The sequence below is a fragment of the Neochlamydia sp. TUME1 genome (assembly GCF_000813645.1).
Lineage (GTDB): Bacteria > Chlamydiota > Chlamydiia > Chlamydiales > Parachlamydiaceae > Neochlamydia.
The window spans coordinates 1-11,577 of the sequence record NZ_JRXI01000160.1 but is presented as its reverse complement, the minus strand read 5'-3'; the positions used below and the strand labels follow the sequence as shown (position 1 = coordinate 11,577).

Below are 11,577 nucleotides of genomic sequence, written 5' to 3'. Positions count from 1 at the left end.
CTATACGATTTGACTTGATTAGAGCCTTAGCCGCTAGAATAAAGAGAGGAGATAAAAAAGAAGAAATTGCTTGCAGGTGAGGTTTTTATAGCTAGCGGTTTTCGTTGCCGTGTTCCAGATTGTCTTTTGAAGGTTTTATCCTGAATGGTTGCTAATAATTTTAATCTAGGGCAGGTTAAATGCAATTAGCCTAGAAGGTAGACCTTAAGATGTAGATTTGTTTTATAAGCATGCAATCATGCAAGGATTATCTATAGGGCAGATGAAATTCATCTTAGGAATCATATCGCTTAAAAACTTGTGAGAAAAAGGTCTAATTTTCTAACAAGTTTTGCTCTCTCAGTAAATTTTTTATACTTGAAAGCTTAAAGCGTCCATGTCTAGCAAGTCTCAAGCGCTTAGCTTTCTAAAGTAGATACCAAGCTACAAAAATTTAGAAGAGCCTGTAACTTAGTATCTCTTTAGAAAAAATTGCTGCTTATCCTTTAATTTAAGGCTGAGGGGCACCCATCATCCCATAGCCGGATACCATAGTAATAATAAAAAGGATAAGAAAAACGATGAATAAAACTTTGGCGATAGTAGCGGCTATGCCTTCAATACCTCTGAAACCCATTAAACCTGCCACGATAGCAATAATCAAAAATGTTAATGACCAATATAACATATATATCCTCGCTGTTAGTTTTTATCATCCTAAGATGGTATATAAAAAAATTTCAGTTTTTGTTTTAAGCATTTTCAAATGCGTAGGCCTTTACTTAATATATTTCTAGCTTTGAATTTTTTTAAAGGCTAAAAAATTAAGGCTTTTTGCACGTCATCGAGAACTTCTTTGCTTGATGGCTATCTTGCAAGGGCTTAGAGACAATTTAATATCAAATAAGCCTACCAAAAAAACTTAGGTCCCAAATTCTGAGTGAGGAGCCTTTTCTAAAAGAGAAAAATTTTCTTCTCATGTGAGCTATTAAAGATAAAACATTAGAGTCAAGAAACGTTGAAAGGAGGCTACGAATGAACTTGCAAGCAAAAATGCTATTCTTCTTTAACCAATTTTAAAGCCCTCTTCAATTAAGCTTGATGGGGATTGGAGCAGCTTCCTGCATGAGAATTTAATGTTTTAGTAATAATGTAGAGAATGGCTATAGATGCGTCTCGGCTCTTAAGGAACTGAAGAAATAAAATTACGGGGAAAGGCTTTTAAGTCTTTAAATAAAGACTATCTTTTTTATCTTCCCCTCGGAAATTAAATACTATTAGATGTTGATAAGGACTTTTTTAGATTACCCACCTAAAAACTAGCCTTCCGCAGCCGGTAAAAATTACAGAATAAGCATAATTTTATAGCAAAGAGTGTGTGAGAAAAAGCTTGGCTCCTAGCTTAATTTGGCTGTAAAGGTAAGGAAAAATGCTAACCACGGATGTTATTTTAATCCATATAAGGTCCTTTTTTATCGTATCCTCAATGAATAATCTTACCTTTAGCTAGTTGCATGTGGCAAGCTTGCCTTTTAGCATATTGCCATAGTTGTTAGGTTTTTAAAGAGCTAGATAGTAAGAAAATTAGTGATTTTTCTATAAATCCGGCCCTCTAAAAGGTAGGTGAGCGTAAATATTCCTAAGCCCTTAAACAAATTTTTTCCCAGTTTCACTAAAAATATCTTTTGCAGAGTGAATTTTTTAGCTGCCTTGTATTTAAAATAAGTGGGTGAAAATAACCTTTTCTTGACGAAATAAGAAAAAATCTCTAAAAATTCAATTTTAATTTTTTGGGCAAAATTTTAGGGATTTAAATTGTTTTTTATGAAAAAAGATAAATGCTTATTTAATAAGCTAAAGTGCCTTCTGTAGGGAAAAAGCAGTATTTTAATAAATGAATGAAAGAAGGGAAGTCGATCGAGGAATTTATCTAGACAATTATCGAGGAGAGGTAAATGAAAAGAAAAACAATTGCTAGACATTCTTTTCTTGGGCCTTTTTACAAGCAAATATGAATATAACCTTAACATCCCTTCATCTTTAAAAGTGTGACATTAGTTTGCAAGATAACCACAAAAAGCCTCCTTTTAATTTATGTCTTTGAGGCGAGTTTAATAATATTCAGAGAGACTTACTTAAGAATAGTAGCTAAAGGCTCCGCTGAGAAAAATAGAGATCATTTTTTTAATTTTTTATCCGGCACAATTAAAAGCAGTCATAAACACTCAACAAAGTTAAAGAATTTATATGCAAATCACTCCCTCGCTAGGCCCTTTGCAGCGCGTTTTCCATCAAGAGTCCGTCATAGAATCAGAAGGCCCTGACAGCGATGTCTCTTTTTCACCTTTTACAGAGCAAAACTGCGCTACTCCTTCTTTATCTCCTCTTTGCCCCCAAAAATGGCCTCAAATGCCTATAAAAAGCACACAGGAAGAAAAGCTTTTAAAGGAGCGTTTAATAAATTATTTAGGCCAAGAAAAAGATCTCCTAGGAGAAACCATAGCCCACCTTCATGCCGAATCTTCTCTTTATACTGCCAAAGAAAGAAATAAACTGGCTAAGCTTGTGCCTAATCTTAAGTTACCCTGGTTTATAGTCACGGAAGAACAAAGAAAGGAGATAATTGAACAGGGGATAAGCGTGGCTTCCTACCCACGTTTACAACCTTTTCATAGAGTCTTAGCTACTATTGTGGATACTATCACTTCAATTACAACTTCCTCTTTTAAAGATAAGCTAAAAATCTTAGAGACCTATTATACTAACTTTATAACCCAGCTCCTTGAGGCTTCTACCTTAGAGAAGCGAGAAGCTATACTAGCTTTGAAAGCCCAGGTCTGTGGAGATTCTGTGGGTTTTCTTCTCCTCGATATAAATAAAGCTCTTGCTATGCTCTCTATGGATGATCTAGGGCTGCCTTGCCGTACCAATACGCATGGCAGGCATGCAGTTGCTTCTTTAGGCGGTTTACATTGTAAAGGTAATCCTAAAGCGGCAATTATTTCTGATTATTTGAAGCCGGCTTGGGAGTATGCTGCTACTTCTTTAACCCAAGCTTTTTCGCCCAAATCTCTAATTGCCGCTCCTACCTCTTTCCTTAAAATTTCAAATGTTAGGATTTTCAATTGGCACGCCTCACCAGATGAGGAAGCCAAACAGATCTTTAATGAGCAATTATGGCAAGGCAAAACCTCTTTTCAGATCTTTAAAGAATACCCTCAGCTTAAAGAGAGATTATGTAAAGCTACTGACTATGAGTCTTATACAGTGCAGGTAGGCTATACAATAGGTCATTCTCTTGAAGCCGAACGCCCTCCAGCGATTTTGCTCGTAGACCTCATCAGTATCTTGGAAATCTTTGATTTATTATGCGATGAACTAACGGCTGAAGAGCTTATTGAAAGCTGGCCTTATTTCTTAGAAGAAGCACATAAGCCTTACTCCTCTGCTCCTGAAAAGCTTTTCCATGCTTATAAAACATGGGTGGAGCAGCTGCCAGAAGAGTTGCGTTTAAAAGAATTTTCCTGCACAGGAGATTTTAGCTTAAAATCTGACGAGCAAGGCTTGGACATTTTTCGTAAAGATTTTTTAGAAAATAAGGAAGAAAATAATTTTTGGCAGCTTTTAACCATGCTAAAGTTACATCCTAAGCTAGCCGCAAATGCTTCTTTAGCTTCTTTAGTTGAGCTACCTTTAGCTTTACGCTGGATCGCTAAGCTTTTTCCTAAAAAATCTATAAAAGAGCTTTTTCGTCATCTTCCACCCTTATTACAAAAAATTGATAAAGAGGCTTTTAGCAGCTTAATCCTGGCCAGTCTCCTTATCCTACCTAATGATGGCAAAGCCGATAACTATATTGTAGAACTTATTTGGAAGGATCAAGAGCTAGAAGGCTTAAAGCTTGTCTGCATTGATAATGATCAAGCCTTTGAGCCTGCGATTATTCCAGCAGAAAAAGGGCATGGAATCCATTTAAAATGCCTGCCTCTATTGCTGAAAGGATGCATGGACCAACCTATTGCCCCCTTAAACAAAGAATTTCTAAAAAATTTAAACCCCCTCGATTTCTTGCTGCACTGGATTAAGCGACTAGACCAAAGAAATCAACAATATAAAAGGCTTATCCTCCAAAAACAGTTAACAAACAAAGATTTTTTAGATGAAACAGCTGAAAAAAAGTTGGATATTCCCCTTTTATTGCCGAAGGGACTATTGACTATATTTTTTAAAAAACTGCAGCTATTGCAGGATAAGCTTAAGCAAGATTTAGTCACTCACCATGATCTTTTTAAGGTTTTAGAGCCGACCGCCTTTGCCTGTTACCAAGTTCTTATGCAAACACATGCCAATCCACTCGACGCCTTACTATCTCTGCACCATCAAAGCACAACTGTTGAAGCTCTGGTCTGCTCTACACATTTATCTTCCCCCAAAGCTTTACCGTATCTGATCTCCCTTGAAGAAGAAGTGGGTGCTTTTTTATCCTCATTAGATTGGTCCAGTCGTATTTCTACCCAGCTTACTCCACTAAAAGCTGTTGCTAATCTTTCGTTTTGTCCGCCTTTGCCTCTTTCCTTGGCACAAAAGCAAAATTTGTTGTTTACTGGTATCGACCTAGGTAGGGCTTCTTTGGTTAAGCTAGCTCTTCAACTAGGAGCTGAAATCAATCAAGCCGATGAAGCAGGACAAACAGCTTTACATAAGCTTATGCGCATCTATCACTTACCTAACTTGGAAGAAGAGCAGATTTTCTTAATCGCAGAACTTTTGTTGGCACACGAAAAGCTTGATCCTAATGTTTTAGACGGACAGAGCTCTCCTCCTATTTTTCCTTTAATTAACCGTGCCTCTTATGCATCTTGCCGCTTTAGTGTTTTATTAGCCAAGCTAGTTAAGAGGGGAGCGGATTTGGACTACCCAGATCTTCTTCGTCAAGGGGAGACGCCGTTAGAAAAAGCTATGGCTGAAGACAATCTCTTTATATTCATTGAGCTAGCTAAAAATGGGGCTGGTGCTAAAGCCCATCCCTCTAAGATTTTAAAATTTGTTAATAAACATGCCCATGACCCTCATCTCGAGCAAGTTCTTTCCTGCCTTGAAGCTCAATTACCAGCCTTCGCTTACCTACGCTCTCTTGCTGTCTTTACTTCAAAAGCTACGGGTCAAGGATTTGAATGGGAAGGCGTCGATTCTGGAAAAGCAAAGTTACATCCCCACGTCGTGCAGCAACTTCCGCTTGATGCAGGCTTAGAATTTTATAAACTGCCTCGTACATATGGACGCAGTGCTGTTGTAGCGGTTAGCTATCTGCATCGTAAGCTTCATTTTAAGCCTTATCCTGAGATGGCAGGAATGGAGTATGCTGTAGGAAGGCTTCATCGCTTGATTATTGGGCATGGCGTTCCCGAGACTGAATTATTCAAATGCTACAATATTCGTCATCACCCTTATCCTCTGTTAGTTTCAGAAACAAGTGAAGGAAAGAATTTAGATGAGGTCTTAAAAGCAGGCAGCACTTTAACCAATCTAGATTTGCATCGGGTGCACAATATGATGCTCTTAGCTATGTTAGCTAATCCGGAGGATGGCAAACCCGATAATTACATCTTGCAATCCTTTACTAATCATCAAGGTGAAAAAAAAGAACAAATCGTAAGTATCGATAACGACCATGCTTTTCTTCCCTCTTTTTCCAAGGATGGAAAACTGAAAGTTAAATGTATCCTATTTTGCTTAAATCAAATGCACACTGCTCTTCATTCTGAAACAAGAAAACTTTTCCTAAAAATTAAGCCCCTAGAAATATTGCAAACTTGGCTAAAGAATCTCGATGAGCAGCAGCAGCGCTATGAGAGTCTCTTTAACGAAAAAGAACGTGATTATGTGTATGCTTATAACAAGCAAAAACCTGTGATTTCTATCCTTTTGCCTCCAAAAACTATTGTTAGACTTTACCAAAAACTTACCTGTATGCAGCATGCTATAGAAAGCAATGCCGCAATAACTCCTCTAGAACTTCTCTTCCGCTTAGATCCTTCGCTGGGAAAATATTATGCCCACCTTTTGCAAGATACAACCGCTTCTCCTTACGAGCGCTTTTTGAAGGGGCCAGGACATTTCTATGATAAAGCTCAGCAATGCTTAGTAACTAGTAGTACTACCAATTCACTTTTAAAATCAAGCAATATACCCGCTAAAGATCTAGCCAGGCATGAAAAGCGCTATTTGCCTCAAGAGGCTTTAAAAGAACTAGAGATGCTGATCAGCCAAAGTTGTCCTCGCCATCTTCAAGCGGTCGCCGCTGCTATAAAAAAAGGAAATATCGAACCTTTTCAAGAACTTTTAACCGATGGCTTACGTGAAGCTGCCCTAGCTTTCTTAAAAATTTCTAAACAAAAGCAAGAGCTAGCTTTGCTTAAAGCTATGGCTGCTTCTTCTTTCAACAGCTTGTCTTTAAAAAATTGTAAATCTTTAGAGAGGTCTCTTTTAAAACGGTTATTAGAAGCTTCTAAGGTTCTTACCAAGTTAGATGCTAGTCATTGCGATGCCTTAAAATCTTTTTCTTTCGTAGAATTGCCTTGCTTAACTTATCTTGATTTGTCTAATTGTAAGCGTCTTTCTAAGCTGGCTTTAAAAGCTCCCAACTTGCGTTTTCTAGCTTTAAAAAATAATGCAGCATTAACCTCTCTACAGCTAGAAGCCCCTTCTCTAGAAGAGCTTGATTTAGAAGGATGCGTAAATCTTCCTGCCCATCAGGTTGCATTGCTCATCGAGACCTATCCACGTCTTAGAAGTTTAACGTTACCTCACCGCGATCCTTCCTTGCTAATGCGGTACAATCTCCCTCCTTCTTCTTTAGCGATTACCTTGCAAGTTAGAGCCTTATTTGAGAATACTCTTCGCACTCTTCAGATTACCCAAGAGCTTCTCTCAGAAGAAGAATGTAAAGCTTTAAAAGAGGGTCTTAGGCTAAATTCTTCGCTTCAAGAGGTAGACCTTTCCGGCTTTCCAATAGCTTATCCATTTGCTACGGCTTTAGCACAGGTCATAGAAAATAACCAGACGCTCAATCGGCTGAGCTTCTGGGGTAATGAGATAGCTTATCCGACAGCAATCCCTTTAGCAAAAGCTCTGAAGGGTACACCTTCAATTACCCATTTAAGACTCTATGATATACCGTTAGACTCTCAAAGTATCATGGCTTTTGCTGAGGGGATAAAAAGTAATTCCTCGCTTGCCATTCTTGAACTTAGTGATAATCAACTAAATGAAGGAGGATCTATCGTTTTTGCTAAAAGCTTAGAAAGAAACTATTCGCTCACTGAGCTAAACTTCTCTAATAATCAACTGGCAGATGGAGGCACGATTGCTTTAGCTAAATCCCTAAAGGGCAAGACCTCAATTACTAAGCTTGTTCTCGAAAATAATCGCATAGAGGATGAAGGTGCTCTTGCTTTATCTAAAGCCTTAAAATACAATCCTTCAATCAGCGAGCTTATTCTTAAGATTAACCTGATACGCGACAAGGGTGTTACTGCTTTAGCTAAACTTGTGGAGAGCAATAGGTCGCTCACTCATGTCGATATTTCGCACAATTTGGTAGACGATGCGGAGGTCATAAAATCCCTAACCTCCTTATTATTAAGGAATAAGAATACTCTCATTTAAGATAAATTTTCGCTTCATTTTATTATCCTCCCTTACGTAAGCCAGGGTTGCTTTTGTAAATTTTCGATTTTCTTCCATAGTTCGCCTTCTTGGGTAGGCTCTGCATAGATTTTTGCTAGTACCCCACTTTTTAAGAAAAGGGGGATTTCATTAGAGATATGTTTTTTCTCTAGCTCGTTCACTATTTTAATCATACATTTTTTTCGTAGCAGAAGTTTGTTGTCGATAAGATGTTTATCCTTTAGCTTCAGAACCCTTAACTATCAAATTGGCCAGAAGGATGGTAGAGTAAGTACTTAAAAGATTGATGAAGGCTGGAAAAAGCCCGACCTAGCATAGTAGGAGCACTCATGCCCCCCAATATATTTGGGAAAGCTTCTAGCTGTTAATCATTAGCTTAAATTTGCGCAGGCGTAAATATAACATTAAGAGGCTTAAAGTTTAGAAGTTAATCGCCTGGTAGATTGATTTTTGCCTTCGTTGGCCATATAGCCATTTGTCAGGAGTAAGAAAATGTAACAGCGTCTACTTAAGTAATCTATTGTTTGTACAACTGGACAAATCTATCTCACTTATGGTAAATTGTTATCTATTATTTAAAAAAAAGCAGAGTTTAAGGAATTTTTATGGCACAAATTAGTACAAATGAGTTCAAAGCTGGAATAAAAGTGGAAGTGGATGGACAACCTTATACAATTGTAAGCAATGAATTTGTTAAGCCCGGCAAAGGACAAGCTTTTAATCGTGTGAAATTAAAGCATCTTACTACAGGCCGTACGATTGAGCAGACTTTTAAATCAGGAGATAAAGCAGATGTGGCCGATGTAGTTGAAGCTGAAATGCGCATGCTTTACAAAGAGGCCGATGGGGTAGTCTTTATGGATGATAAAACATTTGACCAGGTTAAAATCCCTTTTGTAAGCATAGGCGATAATGCTCAGTGGTTAATGGAAGACCATTTGTATTTTATAGTATTTTACAAAGGGCAGCCGGTTACACTAGAACCTCCTACTTTCATCGACATGATTGTAACTGAAACCTCTCCAGGAGCGCGAGGAAATACAGCTTCTGGTCGTGTGTTGAAGCCTGCTGTTGTAGAAAGTGGTGCTAAAATTCAGGTGCCTATCTTTGTGGAACAGGGTGAAAAAGTTAAAGTTGATACGCGCACTGGCGAATATGTTTCTCGCGTTTCATAGATGGCTGCCCAGTTAAATAGAGTCAAGATCCTTAGGGATCGGGCCTACATGCTAGCCCAAGCACGAGAGTTTTTTGCCAAGCAACAAATCCTAGAAGTGGATTGCCCTATTCTTACTCAAGGGGCTTCTGTTGATGCTAATATCGATTTAATTCCTGCCCGCTATGCAAACCTTGAAATACGTTATATGCATTCTTCCCCAGAATATGGGATGAAAAGGCTTCTTGCAGAAGGAATGAGTGATATTTATCAGCTATCACATGTTTTTCGTGACGCTGAATTTAGCTGTAAGCATAATCCTGAATTTATGATGGCCGAGTGGTATCGTTTAGGTGTCTCTTATGAATTTATGATTGCAGAAGCTTTAGATTTTGTTCGTCTGTTCTTGGGTCCTTTGCCTGCTTACACCATAAGTTATCGTGAAGCTCTGCAGGAATACGCTAATTTAGATTATGTTAAAGCTTCTATTCCTGATTTGATAGAATATTTGCAGAATAGAGGTATTCAACCCTACGTCCAGATTGAAAAAGAAGGGAAAGATGCTCTTTTAAATCTTATTTTAGCTATGGTGGTTGAACCGCAATTAGGAAAAGATAAGCTTTGTGTTTTGACTGACTATCCTGCCACCCAAGCGGCTCTCGCTCAGACAAAATGGCAAAATGACGAGCAGATCGCGGAACGGTTTGAGATTTATTACGCCGGCTTAGAACTTGCTAACGGCTATCATGAGCTGGGAGATGTAGGTGAGCAGCGTAAGCGTTTGATGGAAGCAAATCAAATAAGGGATAGTTTAGGCAAAAATCAGTTACCCATTGATGAAGCTTTTTTGGAAGCCTTAAAAAAAGGTTTTCCTGATGCTTGTGGCGTTGCAATAGGTTTTGATCGCTTGATGATGCTACGTCATCAGGCTTCTACGATTGCCGAGGTCATTCCCTTTGCTTGGGCTACAGCTTAAAAAATTGCCGCTAGATCTATTGTTTGGCCATTGATAGGTAGACCTTATTATGTTTTATAGGGCTTAAATTTGTTTAAGGCTGTTGCAGGAGGACGTGATGGATAAAAATAATGATAATACCCAAACTTCTAAAGCTTTACCTTGGTATAAAGAAGGCTTACGTTTTCAATGTACTGAATGTGGAAAATGCTGCACAGGCTCGCCAGGCTACGTATGGATAACAGAACTAGAGATGCAGGCAGTTGCTAAGCTGTTAAAGATGTCTTTAGAGATGTTTAAGAAAAAATACACCCGTCAGCGCGAGAATCGATACTCACTGATTGAAAAGAAAAACTTTAACAATGAATATGATTGTATTTTTCTAAAAGATAAAAAGTGTTCTATCTATCAAGAACGCCCGCGACAATGTCGCACCTTTCCGTGGTGGAAAGAGAATCTGGCTTCGGAAGAAAGTTGGAAAGCAGCGGCACAATATTGCGAAGGCATCCATGAGGAAGCTGCCCTTGTTCCTTATGAAAAAATTGAACAACAACTCCACCTTAATCAAAATTTATTGATACAGAAAAGCTAAATGCTTTTATTTAAGATTGCTGTTAGGCAAGCTTAAACAGACCCACCTTTGCTATTGGCTGATCGATGCTCATTCATTAAATTTTTTATCTTAGGATGGAACTATCCTCAATCATAGCTGGTGAGCCAGGGTGGATAGTTTTTGTGATCTGCTATAACCTTTTTCTATAGCTTCCATCTCCATGGCCCATAGATATCCAGTGAAAAAGCTGGTATGTTCTATAAAAAAAGCACCTCATAGCCTTTTCTAATGGTTTTTTATAATACTAGCTTGCCTAATTTTGCTTTTTCCATGTATATGAATAGCTCTAAAAATTAAATAAAAATAGGCATAAAGCTTAGAAGGAGACCATGCTATGAATCCTTGCTCTTCTCTTACCATTGAACATCTACCTAATGAAATACTGACTCCTATTTTAAAGGTATGCGCTGCGCCTTCTTTATATAGCGTCTGTACAAAATGGCGACATTTGCTGGCTACAGAAGTCATGCCTACCCTTTATAAGCAAATAGGTAAGATGCATGTTCCCCATGGTAATGTTTATAAGCAGGCTTTTATTATAGATAGGATCTATAAATTAAAAGCTGAACTTCCTGAAGTTACAAAAGTCAACGCGATCTTTAAGCAAATCTTTGCTTTAGCTAGCTCTCTTTCACCCTCAGAATTAGAATTTAAATGGGTAACCGAGGGAAAAAGATATTTTACTCTGAATAATTACTCCTCTTATCTTATAAATATTAATCAACTTTTAATGTGGAAAAAAATCCCTGGTGGAGAGGAATACTTAGAGCAAGAGAAAATCAAGTATTTGCCTTTAACAAAAAAAGGAGAGCTTTTTAGAGAGTGGATTGAAAATCATGGCAAAGATATTAAAAGCTTAGATTTAACTGAATCTGGCTTGACCTTTCTACCCCCAGAGATAGGGTATTTATCGCAGCTGAAAAAGCTTAATTTAAACAATAACCAGCTTACCACTCTTCTGGTAGAGATAGGGCATCTATTTCAGCTAGAAGAGCTTTACTTAGATAATAACCAGCTCACTACTCTTCCTATAGAAATAGGGCAGTTATCGCAACTGCAAACCCTTAACTTAGGAGGCAATCAGCTTGCCACTCTTCCGGCAGAGATAGGGCAGCTTCCTCAGCTGCAATGCCTTTACTTAAAAACAACCAGCTTACCACTCTTCCGGTAGAGATAGGGCAGCTTTCT

At 38.2% G+C, this 11,577-nt stretch carries 7 protein-coding genes; 5 read left to right on the top strand and 2 right to left on the bottom strand.

Going from position 1 to position 11,577, the window contains the following annotated elements; genetic code table 11:
- Positions 1–490: 490 nt before the first annotated feature.
- Positions 491–667, bottom strand: coding sequence for a DUF1328 domain-containing protein (locus DB41_RS11350; protein WP_039386114.1), 177 nt, complete (start codon positions 665–667; stop codon positions 491–493).
- A gap of 1,559 nt (positions 668–2,226) precedes the next feature.
- Here DB41_RS11350 and DB41_RS07725 point away from each other — a divergent pair.
- Entirely contained in the window at positions 2,227–7,647 is a 5,421-nt protein-coding gene (locus DB41_RS07725) for a hypothetical protein (RefSeq protein ID WP_039386113.1), read from the top strand.
- Positions 7,648–7,679: 32 nt separating this feature from the next.
- On the opposite strand, the gene DB41_RS11720 is transcribed toward DB41_RS07725, so the two are convergent.
- On the bottom strand, positions 7,680–7,841 hold the full coding sequence (locus DB41_RS11720; protein WP_155117622.1) for a hypothetical protein: 162 nt from the start codon (positions 7,839–7,841) through the stop codon (positions 7,680–7,682).
- 432 nt (positions 7,842–8,273) lie between these two features.
- Between DB41_RS11720 and efp the strand changes: the two genes are divergently transcribed.
- The 4 genes from efp to DB41_RS10855 all read left to right on the top strand — a co-directional run bounded on the left by efp (position 8,274) and on the right by DB41_RS10855 (position 11,560).
- A complete protein-coding gene (gene efp / locus DB41_RS07720; RefSeq protein WP_039386112.1) occupies positions 8,274–8,843 on the top strand; it encodes an elongation factor P in 570 nt (189 codons plus the stop codon).
- Positions 8,844–9,797: an EF-P lysine aminoacylase EpmA gene (gene epmA, locus DB41_RS07715; protein WP_039386111.1), complete on the top strand. Its 954-nt coding sequence runs from the start codon at positions 8,844–8,846 to the stop codon at positions 9,795–9,797.
- Between the two features lie 97 nt (positions 9,798–9,894).
- Positions 9,895–10,368, top strand: a complete 474-nt coding sequence (locus DB41_RS07710; RefSeq protein WP_039386110.1) for a YkgJ family cysteine cluster protein — start codon at positions 9,895–9,897, stop codon at positions 10,366–10,368.
- A 355-nt stretch (positions 10,369–10,723) separates the two neighbouring features.
- On the top strand, positions 10,724–11,560 hold the full coding sequence (locus DB41_RS10855) for a leucine-rich repeat domain-containing protein (protein WP_052244017.1): 837 nt from the start codon (positions 10,724–10,726) through the stop codon (positions 11,558–11,560).
- Positions 11,561–11,577: the final 17 nt, after the last annotated feature.